Origin of the sequence: Mesorhizobium sp. B2-8-1, from assembly GCF_006440955.1 — a bacterium.
Taxonomy (GTDB): domain Bacteria; phylum Pseudomonadota; class Alphaproteobacteria; order Rhizobiales; family Rhizobiaceae; genus Mesorhizobium.
Window position 1 is genome coordinate 168,612 of record NZ_VFTX01000003.1, and the last position, 18,250, is coordinate 186,861.

Below are 18,250 nucleotides of genomic sequence, written 5' to 3' on the forward strand. Positions count from 1 at the left end.
CCTGGACCTTGGGCCGGCGCTTATCTCCGGCGAAATCTCAGAGGCCGTTGTCCTTCAGCACCTGGGCGGCGTTTTCCTTGGTGATCTTCTGCGTCGGCAAGGTGATGGTCTTCTCCACCTTCTCGCCATTGAGGAACTTGATCGCCTGCCGAAGGCCCTCGGCGCCCGGGGTGACATAGGTGAAGGTCGCCGTCAGCTCGCCCTTGTTCACCATCTGCACGCCTTCGTTGGGCAGGCCGTCGATGCCGATGAACTTGATGTCCTTCTCGCGGCCGACATCCTTGGCGGCAAGATAGGCGCCATAGGCCATCGGGTCGTTGTGGCCGTAGACGAGATCGATCTTCTCGTTGCTCTTCAGCGCGTTGGCCATCAGATTATAGGCCTGGTCCTGCTTCCAGTCGCCCGACTGCTGGTCGAGCAGGTACTTGATGCCCGGCTCCTTGTCGGTGAACTCATGGAAGCCGTCATGGCGGTCATGCGCCGGCTGGGTGCCCATGCCGCCCCAGATCTCGACGACATTGCCCGATGCCTTGCCCTTGCCGCCGAGCAGCTCGACGGCATATTCGCCGGCCGCGCGGCCGATCAGCTTGTTGTCGCCGCCGACGAACTGGGTGTAGTCCTTGGTGTCGACATTGCGGTCGAGCACGAAGACCGGGATCTTGGCGTCGATCGCCTGTTGCACGACGCCGGTCAGGCCGGCCGATTCCTTCGGCGACACGAGCAACGCATCGACCTCCTGGCGGATCAGGTTCTCGACATCGGCAACCTGCTTCTCGGTCTTGTCCTCGCCGTCGGTGATGATCAGCTCGACCTCGGGATGCTTTGCGGCCTCGGCCAGGATGTCCTTGTTGAACTGCGCGCGCCAAGGCTCGATGGTCGTCACCTGCGAGAAGCCGATCTTCCACTTCTTGTCCTGGGCCAAGGCGTGGCCGGTGGAGAGCAGCGCGGTGGTGGTCAGCAATGCCGCGCCAAGGGCGGCAAGCTTCAGCGTGTCACGTCGTTTCATTTCTTGTTTCCTCCGAGATTGAGAGACCGGGTCTCTTGCGACGGCCGTTTTGCCGCGGCCGTTTCCTTGTGCGCCGCTCCGGGCAGGCGCAGATAGGCTAGGAGATCACCGGCATTGCGCTCCTGCACGAGCACTGTGCCGATGATGATCATCCCCTTCAGCACCAGCTGAAGGTTCGAATTGATGTTGTGGAGCTGCAATATGTTGGACAGCAGCCCGAAGATCAGCACGCCGCAGAATGTCCCCGTGAGGCTGCCGCGCCCACCCATCAGGCTGGTGCCGCCGATGACCACGGCGGCGATGGCGTCGAGCTCCAGGCCGGCGCCGGCATCGGGCTTGCCTTGCCGGTACTGCGCGACATAGAGCACCGCGGCAATGCCGGCGAGCAGGCCCGAAACGGCGTAGGTGACGATCTTGACCCGGCCGGCGGCGATGCCGGAAAGCCTGGCCGCCTCCTCATTGCCGCCGATGGCGTAGACATAGCGGCCGAACGGCGTGAAGCGCAGCACCGCGCCATAGATCAGGATGGCGCCGAGGAAGAACAGGCCGGGCATCGGAATGACGCCGAACACCATCGAGCGCAGCAGCTCGAAATCCTCGGTGGCGTTCGAGCCGGTATAGACCGGCAGCACAGCATTGTTCTGGCCGGCGGTCAGCCGGGCGATGCCCAACGCCGTCACCATCATCGCCAGGGTGACGATGAAGGGCTGCAGCCGCCCGGCAACGATGATGAAGCCGTTGAGCGCACCGAACAGCAGGCCCACGCATGGCGCGACCAGCAGCACGCCGAGGACGCCGAATTTGGGCTCGACCTGCGGCAGCAGGTACCACAGGGAAAGACAGCACAGGACCACGCCGACGATTGCCGGCGTGACCAGGCCGCGGGCGCGGCCCAGCCTTGCGTCGCGCGAGGCATCGGCGCCGGCGCGCGACTTTTCGAGATTGAGGAAGATGAAGCGGGTGACGATGAAGCCGAGGCAGAGCGCCACCACGGCGACGGTGGGCACGCCAAGCACCACTCCCGGCGTCACGCCCGGAACCGTCAGCAGCATGGCGCAGACCACCGAACAGATTGCCATCAGCGAACCGACCGAAAGATCGATGCCGCCGGTGATGATCACCGCCGTCATGCCGGTGGCGATCAGGCCGGTGGTCGACACCTGGCGCAGCACGTCGAGCAGATTGCCGTAGGACAGGAAGATGTTGTTGCCCTTGGAGCTGACCGGCGAGCCCAGCACGCCGATCAGGAAGATGGCGATCAGGCCCCAATAGAGCTTGGTGCGGGACAGGAGTTTCAAGGCGGTCATGCGGCAGGTCTCGAAATCGTGCGGCGCGGCGCGGCGAGACGCATGATGGCCTCCTCGCTCGCCGCATCGCGGGAAAGGATGCCGGTCTGGCGGCCATCGGCCATCACCAGAATGCGGTCGGAGAGGTGCAGCAGTTCCGGCAATTCGGAGCTGATGACGGCAATGGCCAGCCCGTCGCGCGCAAGCTTGAAGATGAGATCGTAGATCTCGCGCTTGGCGCCGACGTCGATGCCGCGCGTCGGCTCGTCGAGAAGAAGCACGCGCGGCCGTGTCGCCAGCCATTTGCCGATGACGACCTTCTGCTGGTTGCCGCCCGACAGCGTGCCGGCTGGCTGGTCGATGTCCTCGCAGCGTATGCCGAGCGCCCGGACCGCGTGGCGCGCCAGCTCCTGTTCGCCGGCCAGCGAACGGATGCCGAAGCGCGCCAGCGATCCGACCAGCGGCAATGCGACGTTGTCTGTAATGGAAGCCTGGAGATGCAGGCCTTGCGTCTTGCGGTCCTCGGCCACCAGCGCAATGCCGAGGCGCCTGGCATCGCGCGGCGAGCGTATCTCGACCGGCGCACCGTCGAGCCGGATCTCGCCGCCGGTGCGGCCATCGCTCGAGCCGAAGATCGCCTCCAGGATCTCGGTGCGCCCTGAACCCAGCAGCCCGCCAATGCCAAGGATTTCGCCTTCGGCGAGTTCGAAGTTGACGCCGTCGATCACGGTGCGCCAGCCATGGGCGTCGGGTTTCGTCAGCGACAGGTTCTCGACGGAAAGCACGACTTCGCCGATGGAACGGCGCTCCTCTTCCGAGGAGGCCAGCAGGTCTCGCCCGACCATTGCCGAAATGATGGCGTTCTCGTCGAGCTCGCCCATGGGCCGCGTCAGCACGTGGCGTCCGTCGCGAAACACCGTGACCCTGCCCGCCAGGTGCATGACCTCGTCGATGCGGTGCGAGATGTAGACGATGGCGACGCCGCTGTCGGCAAGCTGGCGGATGATGCGGAACAGCCTCTGGCATTCGGCTGGAGAAAGCGCCGAGGTCGGCTCGTCCATGATCAGGATGCGCGCCGACATCGACAGCGCCTTGGCGATCTCGACCAGTTGCTGTTCGCCGACGCGCAAGGCGCCGACGCGGGCTTCCGGGTCGAGCTCGATGCCCAGCCGCTGCAGAAGAGCGCTGGCGGCGCGGCTGCTCGCCTTGCGGTCGACGATCAGCCCGGCGATCAGCTTCTCGCGCCCGAGAAAGATGTTGTCGGCGACGCTGAGTTCGGGGACCAGGTTAAGCTCCTGGTGGATGATGGCAATGCCGGCGGCCTCGGCGTCGCGCACGCCGGCGAAATTCGCGGCTACGCCGTCGACGCGAACCGTGCCTTCATAACCCGTGTAGACACCGGAAAGGATTTTCATCAGCGTCGACTTGCCGGCGCCGTTCTCGCCCATCAAGGCGTGGACCTCGCCGCGCCGCAGCTCGAAACCGACGTCGACCAAGGCGGCAATGCCGCCGAAGCTCTTGGATACGTGCTCAGCGCTTAGGACGACATCCGAACGATCCGCCGCAACATCCCGACGCGCGATGGAATTTCCGTGCTCCATGACAAAGGCGGCCTCCCTTCCGTCGTCGTCTGACCTCATGAACGCTATTCTAAACGTTTCGATCCTGTCAAGCTTCTATCTGGTCACGTGAGATTGGCTCATTTCAATTCTTGCGAAAAACCGCGATATTCCGTAGGTATGATGCATAGAGAGGCGGCGAAACGTTTCGAAAATGGCAAGGTCAAGGCAGACAAGGCAGCGAAAATCGACGGCGCCGACCATGCTTCACGTGGCCGAAGCGGCGCGCGTGTCGGTCGCCACGGTTTCGGCGCTGATCAACGGCACGGCGACCGTCAGCCCGGAGCTCAGCCAGCGCATCGAGCAGGCGATCCGCGATATCGGCTACAAGCGCAATGCGATCGCCCGCAGCCTGAAAATGGGCACCACGCGCACCATTGGATTGACTGTCCCGCACATCACCAATCCGTTCTTCACCGATGTCGTGTCAGTCATCCAGCAGGCCTTCGACCGCGCCGGCTATGCGGTCATGCTGTGCTGCACGGACGAGGACCTCAACACCCAGGACGACCAGATCAGGCTGCTGCTCGACCGCATGGTCGACGGGCTGATCGTGGCGCGCGTCGGCGATGGGACGATCCTCAAGCGCATCGTCGACGACGCCAACGTGCCGGTCGTCCTGCTTGACCGCATCTGCGACGGCGTCGACACGGATGCCGTGGTGCTCGACAACCAGCGCGCCGTGTTCGACGCCATCACCTACCTGATACATCTCGGGCACCGGCGCATCGGCTACATCACCGGAACGTCGGATATCTCACCGATGCATGATCGCATGGCCGGATATCGCGAAGCGCTTCAGGCAGCCGGCCTGCCGGTCGCCGAGGAGCTGGTACGTTCCGGCAATTTTCACGAGATCGACGGCTATAACGCGGCCATGCAGCTGTTGTCGCTGCACGACAGGCCGAGCGCGATCTTCTCCGCCAACAATCCGATGGTGATCGGCACCATGAAGGCGATCCGCGATATCGGCCTGTCCTGCCCGGAAGATGTTTCGATCGCCTGTTTCGACGATTTTCCGTGGTCGGACGTGTTTGTCCCGCAACTGACCACGGTGGCACAGCCGGTGCAGGCGATCGGCGAACAGGCGGCCAATTTGCTGCTCGACCGCCTTGCCGGAAATCGCGACGCGCCGCCGCGCAAGCTGGTGCTCAAGGGCCGGCTGATGATCCGCAATTCATGCCGACCGCTGGGAGCGGTGGCGCAGAGCGTGAGTGCGTAGAGCGGTTCAGCGGTTGAATCGCTATCGGCAAGCGCTGAGCTGGAAATCTCACGCCGCTTGCGTCAGCGATTTGTGGGCGTCGGCCAGGATTTCGAAGGACCTCACCCGAGCCGCATGATCGAATATCTGCGCGGTGACCATCAATTCGTCGGCGCCGGTGCGGCGAACGAAGGCGTCGATGCCTTGCCGCACCGTTTCCGGCGAGCCGACGACGGCGCAGGACAGCGCCTGGCCGAGCATGGACTTGGCCATCGGATCGAGGTCGCGGTCATAATTCTCGACCGGTGGCGGCAATTTTCCGGGGCGGCCGGTGCGCAGATTGACGAAAGCCTGCTGCAGCGAGGTGAACAGCAGCCGCGCCTCAGTGTCGGTGGGCGCCGCAAAGACGTTGAGGCCGAGCATGACATAGGGCTTGTCGAGCTGTTCCGACGGCTGGAAGCGCGAGCGGTAGATGTCCAGCGCATGGTCTAGCTCGGCCGGCGCGAAATGCGAAGCGAAGGCGTAGGGCAGGCCGAGCATGGCGGCAAGCTGCGCGCCATACAGGCTGGAGCCGAGGATCCAGACCGGCACGGTCTGGCCTTCACCCGGCACGGCGCGCAGCCGCTGGCCCTCTTCCGCCGGCAGGAAATAGCCCATCAGCTCGACGACGTCCTGCGGAAAATTGTCGGCACCGGCCTCGAGATTGCGGCGCAAGGCGCGCGCCGTGTTCATGTCCGTGCCGGGCGCCCTGCCGAGGCCGAGATCGATGCGGCCGGGGAACAAGGCGGCCAGCGTGCCGAACTGCTCGGCGATGACCAGCGGCGAGTGATTGGGCAACATGATGCCGCCGGCGCCGACGCGAATGGTCTTGGTGCCGCCCGCGACATGGGCAATGACGACCGAGGTGGCGGCACTTGCGATGCCCGGCATGTTATGATGCTCGGCCAGCCAATAGCGCTTGTAGCCCAGCCGCTCGGCATGGCGGGCAAGATCGAGCGAATTGGCCAGCGACTGCGAGGCATCGCTGCCTTCGACGATCGGCGACAGGTCGAGGACGGAAAGGGCTGCCATGTCAGGTCTCCACGAGGTTTATCTCAAGCACCCTGCCTCGAAGGCCGTGCGGTCGGGAATGAGGATGCCAAGCCGCCCCCGAGCGCATCGGCAAATCCGCTGGCCGCGGCCATGCGTTTCTGCTCGGCGGGGCTGCCGCGATGATGGACAGGAAATGCAATCCCGGATCTGTCGACGCCAAATGTTGGCGACGCGCCCAGCCGCGCATCGCGCAAGCCGGCATGGCCGATGCGAGCGAAACAGTCGTCGAGGTCGAAGGAAGCATCGCTCATGGGAAGGGCACCGGCCATTGGACCGGCCGGATATAGGCATTCGAGCCAGGCGCCGCAAACCAGACGCGCGGCTTTATGCCGGAGCCTTACCTTCCTCGGTGGCCTCATCTTCCACCGCCGAGAGATGTTGTGCCGCCAGGAAGTTGCCGACATGGCTCAGACCGTCGAAGTGATCGCAGAACACCTTGATGAGGACCAGCAGCGGCACCGCCATCAGCGCGCCGACAAAGCCCCATAGCCATGACCAGAAGGCAATGGCGATGAAGATCGCCACGGCGTTGATCTCGAGCCGCCGGCCGACAACCATCGGCGTTACGAATTGGCCTTCGACGATGTCGCACAAAAGCAGGAAGGCAGGCGCCAACAACGCATAGGAGATCGTGTCGAAGCTGATCAGCGCGATGATCGTGACCACGATGAGCGTGATCATGGCGCCGACATAGGGCAGGAAATTAAGCAGAGCGGCCGTGGCGCCCCAGACGAGCGGGTTGGGCATGCCGAGTGCCCACAGACCAAGGCCAATGATCGTGCCGAGGCCGATATTGATGATGGTGACGGTGAGCAGATAGTGCGAGATTTCCCGTTCCACGTCGTAAACGACCCGCAGCGCCCGCTTCTTCTCGGTAAGGCTGGCGAAGGACTGGATGATCTTTTCATAGAACATCGTGCCTGAAGCGAGCAGGAACAGCGACAGCACGAAGATGATGGTCAGGCTTGTTCCCGCCGAAAGAATGTTCGAGGCCGCCGACGACAGGAAGCCAGACTGGGCTACCGCGACTTTCTGTATGCCCGGCTCCTGCGACGTCTCGGTGAGGCCTTCGATCTGATGTGTAACCTCCATGATCCTCTCGAGCGGAGGCCGCAAATGCGCCAGCCGCTCGGTCAGCCGCTGGCCGATCGACGAGGTGTTGTTGATGAGATCGATCACCGGGCCGCTCAGCAGGTAGCCGGCGCTGGCGAAGAGGCAGAGGGACAGAAGCACCAGAAGCGTCGCCGAAATCACCTCGGGGATGCCGCGCTTGCGCAGAAGCCTGACGATCGGCGTCAGCGTCAATGCCAGCAGAAAAGCCAGTATGACCGGCATGAAGAAGGCACGGGCGAAATAGAGCGCGTAGATGGCCATGAAAATGAAGATGCCGACGAGCAGCGAGCGTATCATATGGGTGTCGGCGCGGGCGGCGATGCGCGCCTCTTCTGCTTCGGAAACGCCCGCGACCGAAGCGGTGGGGTCAGCTTTCATCACGGTCCCTCGGCGGCGCACCGCAATTGGCGCAACCGCTGAGAAAACGCCCCTGCCGGTCCAAAGTTCCGTTAGCCGGCGTTGACGGCGAGCCCACGAGGCCCGCCGTCGCGGTTACTGTTCCCGCGCAATTTTTCGCGGAAGTGCAATACTACGCGGCAGGCGCCGGGGCCGGGACGGCGTCAGCCGTTTCCTTGCGCACGATCGGCGCCACCCTGGTGCCGTAGAGTTCAATCGCCTTCATGACCTTGGCATGCGGCATGATGCCGATCGCCATCTGCAGCAAAAAGCGGTCATTGCCGAAGATCTTGTGCTGGGCGACGATCTTCTCGGCCACCTGCTCGGGATTGCCGACGAACAAGGCGCCGCCCGGGCCGCGTGACTGGTCGAAATGCGCCCGCGAGGTCGGACCCCAGCCGCGCTCGCGGCCGATGCGGTTCATCACCTCGGCCTGTGGGCCATAGAAATCGTCGGCCGCCTTCTCGGTCGTGTCGGCGATGAAGCCGTGGACGTTGATGCTGGTGGCAAGACCCTTCGGATCGGCGCCCGCGCGCCTGGCGGCCTCGCGATAGAGGTCAAACAGCGGCGCGAACCGCGCCGGCTCGCCGCCGATGATGGCGAGCGCCAGCGGCAGGCCGAGCGCGCCCGCGCGGGCGGCGGACTGCGGCGTGCCGCCGATAGCGATCCAGATCGGCAGTTTTTCCTGCAAGGGGCGTGGGTAGACGCCGCGATCGTTGATCGGCGCGCGCAGATTGCCGGACCAGGTGATCTTCACCTGATCGCGGATGGCGAGCAGCAGGTCGAGCTTTTCGGCGAACAGCTCGTCATAATCCTCAAGATTGTAGCCGAACAGCGGAAAGGATTCGATGAACGAGCCGCGCCCGGCCATGATCTCGGCCCGGCCGCCGGAAAGAAGGTCGAGCGTGGCGAATTGCTGGAAGACGCGGACCGGATCGTCCGAAGACAGGACAGTGACGGCGCTGGTCAGTTTTATGCGTTTGGTTTGCTCGGCCGCCGCGGCCAGAGCCACGACAGGCGCGGACGCGGCATAGTCCGGCCGGTGATGCTCGCCAAGGCCGAAAACGTCAAGGCCGACCTGATCGGCCAGTTCGATCTCCTCGATCAGGTTGCGCAGCCGCTCGTGCGGGCCGATTGCGCCGGGGCCCGGCTGCGGGCTGACGTCGGCGAAAGTGTAGAGACCGAGTTCCATCTGGTGTCATCCTGGCGTTTGATTTTCGCGCTAGAGGTAGCGATCAGCCCGTATCACCACCAGAGGGTCTGACTGCGAACAGTGCGTGTCCGTTTCGGCCGCGAAGGCGTCTCCCGGCTGCAACAGCACGGAATTTCATGGCTGGCATACCGTTTTGGCGCTTGAACTCCCGGTTTTCGCGCGTATGTAAGCGTCGCGAATTGACTTCAGGGAAGTGGACTTGGCTATCTACAGGGAAAAAGACATTTTCGAGCGGCGCAACGCCGCGAACGAGGCAAAGAAGGCGCTTCTGGAGCGCTTCAAGTCGAAGCCGGCGGCGGACGATCCCGCGGTGCTGGCGCGACAGGCCGAACGCAAGGCTATCCTTGCGGCGCGTGAGATACGCGAGGCCGAGAAGGCGAGGCTGAAGCAGGAAAGGCTGGCACGCGAGGCAATCGAGAAGGCCGAGCGCGAGGCCGCAGCCGAAGCCGCACGGGTCGCGGCCGAAGAGGCGGCGCAGGCGGAAGCCAGGATTCGGGAAGCCGAAGAGGCCGAGCGCATCGCGCGTCTGCTGGCCGACGAGGCCGAGCGCAAGGCGAAGCGCGACGCGCGCTATGCGGCGCGCAAGGCGCGCACCGGCAGGACACCGCCAGGCTTTACCGGCCGCTAGCCTCAGACCGCCGGAGCAACCTGCTTCGAGGATCAGGGTCGCTGCGAAGCGGCCCTGCATGCGTTTGTCCGCGCGCCAATTCGTGCGATTGCCGACGCCGTTCGTGATGCGACTTTCGCAAAATTGCTCTGTTTGCTTCGACGCAATTTCGGATGGAAAACCGCTTCGCTTCCTGGATTGCTTTATGCCGCGAATTTCAGCCCCATAATGCCGCAGACGATGAGCGCGATGCAGGCGAGCCTGATGACGGTCGCCGGCTCGCCGAGCAGCCAGATACCGAGCAGCGCCGTGCCGACCGTGCCGATGCCGGTCCACACCGCATAGGCGGTGCCGACGGGCAGCGCTTTCAGCGCCAGTCCAAGCAGCGTGAGGCTGACGATCATCGAGGCGACCGTGAGCACGGTCGGGACGAGGCGGGTGAATCCGTCGGTATATTTGAGGCCGATTGCCCAGCCGATCTCGAACAGGCCGGCGAAAAACAGAAAAATCCATGACATGGGGAACGCTCCATCCAAGCATCGCACCGACGTCCGTTCAGGACGATGCAATGCGCGATCGACCGAGCACCGCGGCAGCCGATGCCCTATCAGACAGTGGGCGGGTCGTCCCGACCGGATTTCAGGAGATGTGGGGTCGTCCCCGCACCAGATATAGGGTGTCTTAACGCCCGATCAACAAACTGCCGGCGGTGTTCCGAACGCCGCCGGCGAACTCCATCCGAGGCACGCGACTATTTTTCCTTGAGCCTCGTTGCCTTGACCGGCGGCGCCTTGAGCGTGGGAGCAGCGGCCGGCTTCTTGGCGTCCTTCTTTGGCTTGCGGGCCTCCTTGCCTGCCTTCATCGCACCTTTTGCCATGATTCGTTCCTCCAGTTGCGGGAAGTGAAGTGAAACAAGAGAAATGCCTCTAGGCAAGGGCCGTTCGCGGTCACGGCCGCGAAAACCGGCAACCTGTTTCGGCGGCCTTATGAATCCGAACCGGCGCGCAGCGACTTGAACGGACGGGGTGTTGGTGCGTCGCGATGGCCGCGGAATTTCGGCGGGCCCGCAGCATGATCTCAAGGAAATCGGCTCCCACTTTTCCTGCAATTACTCTAGACTTCGCGTGTCGGACAGGACGACAGGGAAGCAATGGCGGGGCATGGCGGCTCTCGAACGGTCATTTACGCGGCGCTCGCCGGCAATCTCGCGATCGCGCTGACCAAATTCGTCGCAGCCTTCTTCACCGGCAGTTCGGCGATGTTTTCGGAAGGCGTGCATTCGCTGGTCGATACCGGCAATGGCAGCCTGCTGCTTTATGGCATGCATCGCGCCGCACGCCCGGCCACCCGCGCGCATCCGCTCGGCCATGGCCGCGAGCTCTACTTCTGGAGCTTCATCGTGGCGCTTCTCGTCTTCGCGCTCGGCGCCGGCGTATCGTTCTACGAAGGCGTGACGCACATCATTGCGCCCGAACCGGCCGCCAATGTCAGGGTCAACTATATCGTGCTCGGCCTGTCGTTTCTGTTCGAGGGCAGTTCATGGCTGGTGGCGCTGAGGGAATTCCGCCGGCAGAAGGGCCAGCAGGGCTGGCTGCAGGCCGTGCAATCGAGCAAGGATCCAAGCGTCTACACAGTGCTATTCGAGGACAGTGCCGCGCTTCTCGGCCTGATCGTCGCCTTTGCCGGCATATTGGCGGCGGAGATTTTCGAGATGCCGGAACTGGACGGCGCCGCCTCGATCGGCATTGCGCTGATCCTGGGTGCGACCGCGGCCTTCCTGGCGCGCGAGAGCAAGGGGCTGCTCATCGGCGAGCCTGCTTCGCCCGCGGTGCAGAAAGAAGTGCTGGCGATCGCGCAGCAGGATCCGGCGGTGCAGCGGGCGAACGGCGTCCTGACGGTCCACCTGGGGCCGGAAGAAATCGTTGCCGGCCTGAGCATCGAATTCGAGGACCATCTGTCCGCGCCGGAAATCGAAGCCTGCGTCGAGCGCCTCGAAGCGCGGCTAAGGAAGGAAATGCCCGAGATCACCCGGCTGTTCGTCAAGCCGCAGACGACAGGCACCTGGGAACAGCGGCGCAAGCTGATCGAATCGGCATCCGAGTAGAGTTTTGAGCAGGTCTCGAAACCACATTCCACTCCTCGGGATTATGTCTTGGACCAGCGTCGCGTCGTTGCCTTGCGACGCTGCGCCGCTAAAATCAGCCGATCGAGTTTTGGAGGACTGATTATGAAGATCGACGGCGGCTGTCATTGTGGTGCCATCACCTATGAGGCGGAGGTCGAACCGGAAAAGACCTCGATCTGCCATTGTACCGATTGCCAACAGTTGACCGGTACGGCCTTTCGCGTCACCGTTCCGGCGCCTGAAGATCACTACCGGATCACAAAGGGTACACCGAAGGTCTACATCAAGACCGTGGCAAGCGGCGCCAAGCGCGTCCAGGCCTTTTGCGCCGACTGCGGTTCGCACCTTTACGCCACGTCGGTCGGAGATGGCCCAAAGGTCTACGGCATTCGAGTGGGAACCGCGCGGCAACGCCAGGATTTGATTCCGACACTGCAAAAATGGCACCGCTCGGCGCTTCACTGGCTACCTGAATTTCACGGCATGACCACAGTGGAGGAGCAGTAGCGCCGTCCGGTGCGGCGCCTCATTCGTCGCCTTCGACGACCCTCAGCCTGAGCTGGCCGGTCTTTGAATCGGCAACGCGTGGGGAATCGACAACGCGCGGGCCGGGTTCCGGCTTCGCAGGGGCTGGTGACGCCATGTCAGGGTCGGCATCGCCTCCGGGCTGCGCCCCAAACTCCAGAGCTTCGATCTTCTGGCCGCGTTTGGTCACCTTCGACGTCGAGACGAGGATGTCGTCTATATCCTTGGCCGACTGGGCAAAATGGCCCTGCAATTTGCGCACCCGCTCGTCGACGCGCGAAACATCCTCCATCAGCCGGATCACCTCGCCCTGGATCAGGTGTGCCTGCTCGCGCATACGGGCATCCTTCAGGATCGCCTGGATGACCTGGATCGACAGCATCAGGAGCGACGGCGAGACGATGACGACGCGGGCGCGGTGCGCCTTCTGCACCACCGCCTCGAAATTTTCGTGGATCTCGGCAAACACCGATTCCGACGGCACGAACATGAAGGCGGTATCCTGCGTCTCGCCCTGGATCAGATATTTATCCGCGATATCGCGGACATGCACCTCGATGTCGCGGCGGAAGGCCTGCGACGCGACCTTCTGCTGTTCGGCGCCTTCGGCGGCGCGGATGGCGTTCCAGGCTTCCAGCGGAAACTTGGCGTCGACGGCAAGCGCCGGCGCGCCGTTGGGCATCTTCACCAGGCAATCGGGACGGCTGCCGTTGGACAAGGTCGCCTGGAACTCGTAGGCGCCGTGCGGCAGACCGTCGGCGACGATCGCTTCCATGCGCGACTGGCCGAAGGCGCCGCGCGTCTGCTTATTGGAGAGGATCGCCTGCAATTGCACGACCTGGCCGGCGAGCGACTGGATGTTGCCTTGCGCGGTGTCGATGACGGCCAGCCGCTCCTGCAATTTGGCCAGGCTCTCATGAGTGGATTTGGTTTGCTCGGTCATGGTCTGGCCGAGGCGGCCGGTCATGGCATCGAGGCGCTGGCCGATCGATTGCGTCAGTTCCGCCTGCCGCGCGCCGAAGACTTCCGCGATGGCGCCCATGCGGCCCTGCATCTCGGCTTGGCTTTGCAATATGCCGGCCATCCGCGCCTCGGCGTCGCGGGCATGGTCGGCGGCTTCGGCAGCGGCCACGGCGCGCGCCTTGGCCGAGCGCCACAGCGCGACGACAAGCGCCACGAACAGGCCAAGAAACACAAAGGCCCCGAACGCCAGCGCATGGCCGAGCGTGATCGTGGTCGCGCCAAGCCGGGCGACAGGTTCCGAAAGGATGGATGTCAGGTCGTTCATGCACACAGCATAGACGATTCGGCCGGCCAGCACAGATCAAAACGTGAACGATCCCCCGGCGTACCGGTTGACGCCCTTTATTCAAGGTCTTAGGTGAGACGCCATGCCGATCAAGCCGCTCATCATCCTTCCCGACCCCATCCTGCGCCAGGTTTCCAAGCCGGTGGAGCGCGTCGACGCGCCCTTGCGCAAACTGGCCGACGACATGCTGGCGACCATGTATGACGCGCCCGGCATCGGGCTGGCCGCGATCCAGATCGGCGAGCCGCTGCGCATGCTGGTGATCGACCTCGCCAAGGAGGACGAGACGCCGGCGCCGCATGTCTTCATCAATCCCGAAATCCTGGAAAGCGCCGACCAGCGCTCCGTCTACGAGGAAGGTTGCCTGTCGATTCCCGACTATTATGCCGAGGTCGAACGCCCGGCTTCCGTGCGGGTCAAGTATCTCGACCGCGACGGCAAGCTGCAGGAGATGGAGGCCGAGGGGCTGATGGCAACCTGCCTGCAGCATGAGATCGACCATCTCAACGGCGTGCTGTTCATCGACCACATTTCGAAGCTGAAGCGCGACATGGTGGTGAAGAAGTTCAAGAAGCTGGCCAAGGACAAGGCTCCGGGCAAGCTGGTGGGATAGGGGACAATGCCCCTTCGCGTCATTTTCATGGGGACGCCGGAGTTTTCGGTGCCGACATTGCGCGCGATTGCCGATGCCGGACATGAGGTCGCGGCCGTCTACACCCAGCCGCCGCGAGCCGCCGGCCGGCGCGGCCTTGAGCTGACACTGTCGCCGGTACAGCGCGAGGCGGAACGGCTGGGCATCGAGACGCGCACGCCGACGTCGCTCAAGGGCGGGGCCGAACAGGCAGCTTTTCGCGCGCTGCAAGCTGATATCGGCGTGGTCGTGGCTTATGGCCTGCTTTTGCCCAGGGCGGTTCTTGAGGCGCCGCAACTGGGCTGCATCAACGGCCATGCCTCGCTGTTGCCGCGGTGGCGCGGTGCGGCGCCCATCCAGCGGGCGATCATGGCGGGAGACAGCGAAACCGGCATGATGGTCATGCGCATGGAAGAAGGCCTCGACACCGGCCCGGTGGGGCTGGTTGAAAAATGCGTCATCGAACCCGATATGACCGCCGGCGATCTGCATGATCGATTGATGAGCGTCAGCGCCGCACTGATCGTGGAAGCGCTGGCGCGGCTGGAAAGGAATGGCCTGGCCTTCACCGCCCAAGCGATTGAGGGGGTGACCTATGCCAAAAAGATCGGTAAATCCGAGACGCACGTGGATTGGACGCGACCCGCGGCCGAAGTCCACAATAACATTCGCGGCCTGTCGCCCTTCCCCGGCGCCTGGTGCGAGGTTGAAATTGGTGGCCGGGTGGAACGGCTGAAACTGCTTCGCTCGACGCTTGCGCAAGGTGTGGGCGAACCGGGAGGAATTCTCGACGACCGCCTGACGATCGCCTGCGGAGCGGGCGCGATCCGGCTGGTCGAAGTTCAACGGGCGGGCGGAAGGCCCGCCGCCGCGCAAGAATTCCTGCGCGGGACCAAGATCGAAAAAGGAATGAAATTGTCATGAGCATGATGTCGATACGCGCGGCGACGCCGCGGGATCGCGAGGCCATCCGCCTCGTCGAGGAACACGCTTTCGGCCAGCAGGCGGAGGCCGGGCTGGTTGACGCGCTGGTTTCCGGCGGCGACGCCGTTGTCGAACTGGTGGCGGAAGAAGACGGGCAAGTGGTTGGCCACATCCTGTTTTCGCGGCTTTTCGCCCGCACCGGCGGCAAGGATTTCCCGGCGGTGGCACTGGCGCCGCTGGCGGTGGAGCCCTCCTTTCACGGCACCGGCATTGGCGGCGCGCTGATCCGCGAGGCTCACATTCGCCTGCGCGACGCCGGCGAGATGCTGGCCGTGGTGCTGGGCGACCCCACCTACTACGGCCGTTTCGGCTACAGCCACGCGCGCGCCGAAGGATTCGAGAGCGAATACCAGGGCGAGGCGCTGCAGGCGCTGGCCTGGGGCGACGCTCCCGAAACCGGCCGGCTGGTCTACGCCTCAGCCTTCACCGCACTCGCCGCCTAGGCGTATAGCCGCCCGGCATGCCGCGTTTTCGCCTCGACATCGAATATGACGGCAGCCTGTTTGCCGGCTGGCAGCACCAGGCGGACCAGCCTTCGGTGCAGCAGGCGATCGAGCAGGCGATCGAAAAATTCTGCGGCCAACAGGTCCGCTTGCGCGCTGCCGGCCGTACCGATGCGGGCGTGCATGCGACGGCCCAGGTGGCGCATGTCGACCTGGCCAAGGCCTGGCCGGACGACAAGGTGCGCGACGCCGTCAACGCGCATCTGCAGGCCGCCGGCAACCGCATCGCGATCTTGAAAGCAACGACCGTCGTCGACGGCTTCGATGCCCGCTTCTCGGCCATCGGCCGTCACTACCTCTACCGCATCCTCAACCGGCGCGCGCCCTCGGCGCTGGAAAAGGGCAAGGTATGGTGGGTGCCGAAGCAGCTCGACGCCACTGCCATGCACGAAGCCGCCAAAGTGCTGCTTGGACGGCACGATTTCACCACCTTCCGTTCCACGCAATGCCAGGCCGAGAGCCCGGTGCGCACGCTCGACCGTCTTGACGTCAGCCGTTCGGGCGACATGATCGAAGTCAGAGCCTCGGCGCGTTCCTTCCTGCACAACCAGGTGCGCTCGATGGTCGGCTCGCTCAAGCGCGTCGGCGAAGGCGCATGGACGGCCGGCGATCTCAAGGCGGCGCTCGAGGCGCACGACCGCGCCGCCTGCGGCCAGGTGGCGCCGCCCGACGGGCTTTTTCTGGTCGGCGTCGATTATCCCGGATAGAGTCTCGAAAGGCTCTGAGCTCCGGTGTCCGGAACCGTGATGCCAAGCAGCGCCTGCAGCCCGAACAGCACGATCAGCGAAGCGATGAACATGCCAACGAAGACAGCGGTCCCGATTGCGGCCCCCCTGCCGATGGTCGCGTTGGTCATGCGCCAGGTCAGCACCATCGACAGCGCGAACAACAGCAGCGACACAAGGCTGGAGATCTGGCTTGCCGAGGTCAGGAAAAGCCTGATCAGCGCGGACGGCAGCATCAGCCAGGCGGTGATGGCCGAAGCCCAGTTCGAGGCCACGACATAGTGGACGAAGCGGCCGCCGATGCCGGCGCGCGGCGCGACCAGAGCGAGTGCGACCAGAGGCAGCACCCAGGAACCGATATCGACTGTCGCCAGCCGCAACAGCATGCTGAAGCGGCCCGCGAAGGCATCGGGATCGCCGATCTCGTTGGCGATGCCGACCCAGCCGACGATCAATGCCGGCGCCGCGACGACGATGGCGAAAAAGGAATTCCAGAAACCATCGGCAGACAGGTCGAGCAGACGCAGGCCATCGGCCCTGCCGAGCATCAGTCGCCAGGCGCCGGTCAGCGAAACTTGGGTCTCGTCCGCCGAAAGCATGCTGCTCAGTCCTGTCCGAACCAGTCTTCGATGAAGCGCTGATAGATTTGCGTCAGCGTCTCGAGATCGGCAAGGGCAACGCGCTCGTCGACCATGTGCATGGTCTTGCCGACCAGGCCGAATTCGACCACCGGGCAATAGTCCTTGATGAAGCGCGCATCCGAGGTGCCGCCGGAGGTGGATAGCGCCGGTTCTCTGCCTACCACCGCCTTGACCGAGCCGCTCAACGTCTCGATCAGCCTGTCGTCGCGGGTCAGGAAGACATGGCTCGGCCGGTCGCGCCAGACGAGTTCGTAGTCGACCGGCATCTCCTTGCCGGGCCGATATTTCCTGCGGCCCGCCGCCTGGTCGAGACGGTTGTGGATTTCGGCCTGTATGGTCTCGGCGGTCCAGCTGTCATTGAAGCGGATGTTGAAGGTGGCGGTTGCCTTGGCTGGAATGACGTTGGTGGCCGGGTTGCCTACGTCGATGGATGTCACCTCCAGATTGGTCGGCTGGAAATCCTTCGTGCCCTCATCGAAGACGGGATGCAGCAAAGCATCGACCAGGCTCATCAGCCCGCGTACCGGATTGTCGGCAAGCAAGGGATAAGCGACATGGCCCTGGCGGCCATTGACGATGACGTCGCCCGACAGCGAGCCGCGCCGGCCGATTTTTATCATGTCGCCGAGCGCAGCCGGGTTGGTCGGCTCGCCGACGATCGATGCATCCCATTTCTCGCCCCTGGAAGCCGCCCATTCGAGCAGCTTCGTGGTACCGTTGATGGCCGGGCCTTCCTCGTCGCCGGTGATCAGCAGCGAGACCGAGCCCTTCGGGCCGCCATTCGTCTCGACATGGCGCGCTATCGCGGCGATGAAACAGGCGATGCCGCCCTTCATGTCGACCGCACCCCGGCCATACATCTCGCCATTGGCGATCTCGGCGCCGAAGGGCGGATGCGTCCAGGCGGCTTCGTCGCCGACCGGCACCACGTCGGTGTGTCCGGCGAACATCAGATGCGGGCCATTGCCTGAGCGCCTGGCATAAAGGTTTTCGATATCGGGCGTGCCGTCTTCCGAAAAAATCGGGCGATCGACGAGGAAGCCGAGCGGTTCCAGCATCGTCTGCAACGCGGTCAGCGCACCGCCTTCGGCCGGCGTCACGGAGGCGCAACGGATGAGGGCGGCGAGGTTTGCGGCGGGATCGGTCGGCAGCGTCATGGCAAAAGCGATAGTCGAAAGCTGAAGGCCTGTCACGGCCAGACGTAGGGGCCAGTCCTATGACCGGCGATACCGCCGACATTATGGTTTTCATGTCGTATAGTCGTGGGCCCGGTG

Annotated in this window: 20 protein-coding genes; 8 read left to right on the top strand and 12 right to left on the bottom strand. The window is 64.0% G+C overall.

The annotated features are described in order from the left end of the window. Window positions 1–37 precede the first annotated feature (37 nt). From FJ428_RS09180 to FJ428_RS09190, 3 genes are read right to left on the bottom strand one after another with little or no spacing between them, the layout of a single operon-like run. Window positions 38–1,006 (bottom strand): substrate-binding domain-containing protein, encoded by a 969-nt coding sequence (locus tag FJ428_RS09180; RefSeq protein WP_140551609.1) that lies wholly within the window; start codon window positions 1,004–1,006, stop codon window positions 38–40. Continuing rightward, window positions 1,003–2,313, bottom strand: coding sequence for an ABC transporter permease (locus FJ428_RS09185; protein ID WP_140559058.1), 1,311 nt, complete (start codon window positions 2,311–2,313; stop codon window positions 1,003–1,005). Before FJ428_RS09185 ends, FJ428_RS09180 begins: the two co-directional genes overlap by 4 nt. After that, the gene (locus FJ428_RS09190; RefSeq protein WP_140879476.1) at window positions 2,310–3,893 is read right to left on the bottom strand and encodes a sugar ABC transporter ATP-binding protein; all 1,584 of its coding nucleotides are present in this window, start codon (window positions 3,891–3,893) and stop codon (window positions 2,310–2,312) included. The genes FJ428_RS09185 and FJ428_RS09190 overlap by 4 nt, the downstream gene beginning before the upstream one ends. 220 nt (window positions 3,894–4,113) lie before the next feature. On the opposite strand from FJ428_RS09190, the gene FJ428_RS09195 reads away from it, so the two are divergent. After that, window positions 4,114–5,133, top strand: a complete 1,020-nt coding sequence (locus FJ428_RS09195) for a LacI family DNA-binding transcriptional regulator (protein WP_140491411.1) — start codon at window positions 4,114–4,116, stop codon at window positions 5,131–5,133. A 48-nt stretch (window positions 5,134–5,181) separates the two neighbouring features. Here the strand turns inward: FJ428_RS09195 and FJ428_RS09200 are convergent, their stop codons facing one another. From FJ428_RS09200 to FJ428_RS09215, 4 genes are all read right to left on the bottom strand, one after another. Next, window positions 5,182–6,183: an LLM class flavin-dependent oxidoreductase gene (locus FJ428_RS09200; RefSeq protein ID WP_140662420.1), complete on the bottom strand. Its 1,002-nt coding sequence runs from the start codon at window positions 6,181–6,183 to the stop codon at window positions 5,182–5,184. Between the two features lie 23 nt (window positions 6,184–6,206). After that, window positions 6,207–6,455 (bottom strand): hypothetical protein, encoded by a 249-nt coding sequence (locus FJ428_RS09205; RefSeq protein WP_140655300.1) that lies wholly within the window; start codon window positions 6,453–6,455, stop codon window positions 6,207–6,209. A gap of 73 nt (window positions 6,456–6,528) precedes the next feature. Next, window positions 6,529–7,695: an AI-2E family transporter gene (locus tag FJ428_RS09210; RefSeq protein ID WP_140514329.1), complete on the bottom strand. Its 1,167-nt coding sequence runs from the start codon at window positions 7,693–7,695 to the stop codon at window positions 6,529–6,531. A 151-nt stretch (window positions 7,696–7,846) separates the two neighbouring features. Continuing rightward, window positions 7,847–8,905, bottom strand: coding sequence for an LLM class flavin-dependent oxidoreductase (locus tag FJ428_RS09215; protein ID WP_140491419.1), 1,059 nt, complete (start codon window positions 8,903–8,905; stop codon window positions 7,847–7,849). Window positions 8,906–9,125: 220 nt separating this feature from the next. On the opposite strand from FJ428_RS09215, the gene FJ428_RS09220 reads away from it, so the two are divergent. After that, the gene (locus tag FJ428_RS09220) at window positions 9,126–9,554 is read left to right on the top strand and encodes a DUF6481 family protein (RefSeq protein WP_140491421.1); all 429 of its coding nucleotides are present in this window, start codon (window positions 9,126–9,128) and stop codon (window positions 9,552–9,554) included. Window positions 9,555–9,736: 182 nt separating this feature from the next. On the opposite strand, the gene sugE is transcribed toward FJ428_RS09220, so the two are convergent. After that, window positions 9,737–10,051 carry a quaternary ammonium compound efflux SMR transporter SugE gene (gene sugE / locus FJ428_RS09225; RefSeq protein WP_140491423.1) on the bottom strand — a complete coding sequence of 105 codons (315 nt, stop codon included), beginning with the start codon at window positions 10,049–10,051 and terminating at the stop codon, window positions 9,737–9,739. A 233-nt stretch (window positions 10,052–10,284) separates the two neighbouring features. After that, complete coding sequence (locus FJ428_RS30875) at window positions 10,285–10,410, bottom strand: hypothetical protein (protein ID WP_140491427.1); 126 nt, start codon at window positions 10,408–10,410, stop codon at window positions 10,285–10,287. A 273-nt stretch (window positions 10,411–10,683) separates the two neighbouring features. On the opposite strand from FJ428_RS30875, the gene FJ428_RS09235 reads away from it, so the two are divergent. Continuing rightward, window positions 10,684–11,637 (top strand): cation diffusion facilitator family transporter, encoded by a 954-nt coding sequence (locus tag FJ428_RS09235; RefSeq protein ID WP_140524219.1) that lies wholly within the window; start codon window positions 10,684–10,686, stop codon window positions 11,635–11,637. 123 nt (window positions 11,638–11,760) lie between these two features. Continuing rightward, on the top strand, window positions 11,761–12,165 hold the full coding sequence (locus FJ428_RS09240) for a GFA family protein (RefSeq protein WP_140491431.1): 405 nt from the start codon (window positions 11,761–11,763) through the stop codon (window positions 12,163–12,165). 19 nt (window positions 12,166–12,184) lie between these two features. Here FJ428_RS09240 and FJ428_RS09245 read toward each other — a convergent pair whose 3' ends face one another. Beyond that, complete coding sequence (locus FJ428_RS09245; RefSeq protein ID WP_140491433.1) at window positions 12,185–13,471, bottom strand: DNA recombination protein RmuC; 1,287 nt, start codon at window positions 13,469–13,471, stop codon at window positions 12,185–12,187. A 103-nt stretch (window positions 13,472–13,574) separates the two neighbouring features. On the opposite strand from FJ428_RS09245, the gene def reads away from it, so the two are divergent. From def to truA, 4 genes are read left to right on the top strand one after another with little or no spacing between them, the layout of a single operon-like run. Beyond that, window positions 13,575–14,105 carry a peptide deformylase gene (gene def / locus FJ428_RS09250; protein WP_056573548.1) on the top strand — a complete coding sequence of 177 codons (531 nt, stop codon included), beginning with the start codon at window positions 13,575–13,577 and terminating at the stop codon, window positions 14,103–14,105. A gap of 6 nt (window positions 14,106–14,111) precedes the next feature. After that, a complete protein-coding gene (fmt, locus tag FJ428_RS09255) occupies window positions 14,112–15,047 on the top strand; it encodes a methionyl-tRNA formyltransferase (RefSeq protein ID WP_140559062.1) in 936 nt (311 codons plus the stop codon). Beyond that, window positions 15,044–15,550, top strand: a complete 507-nt coding sequence (locus FJ428_RS09260) for an N-acetyltransferase (RefSeq protein WP_140514323.1) — start codon at window positions 15,044–15,046, stop codon at window positions 15,548–15,550. Before fmt ends, FJ428_RS09260 begins: the two co-directional genes overlap by 4 nt. Window positions 15,551–15,567: 17 nt before the next feature. Next, entirely contained in the window at window positions 15,568–16,317 is a 750-nt protein-coding gene (gene truA / locus FJ428_RS09265) for a tRNA pseudouridine(38-40) synthase TruA (RefSeq protein ID WP_140559063.1), read from the top strand. Here truA and FJ428_RS09270 read toward each other — a convergent pair. Together FJ428_RS09270 and dapE are read right to left on the bottom strand one after the other, a co-directional pair. Then, the gene (locus tag FJ428_RS09270) at window positions 16,305–16,934 is read right to left on the bottom strand and encodes a transporter (RefSeq protein WP_140559064.1); all 630 of its coding nucleotides are present in this window, start codon (window positions 16,932–16,934) and stop codon (window positions 16,305–16,307) included. The two genes, truA and FJ428_RS09270, sit on opposite strands and share 13 nt — an antisense overlap. A 5-nt stretch (window positions 16,935–16,939) precedes the next feature. Beyond that, window positions 16,940–18,133 carry a succinyl-diaminopimelate desuccinylase gene (gene dapE, locus FJ428_RS09275; protein ID WP_140559065.1) on the bottom strand — a complete coding sequence of 398 codons (1,194 nt, stop codon included), beginning with the start codon at window positions 18,131–18,133 and terminating at the stop codon, window positions 16,940–16,942. Window positions 18,134–18,250: the final 117 nt, after the last annotated feature.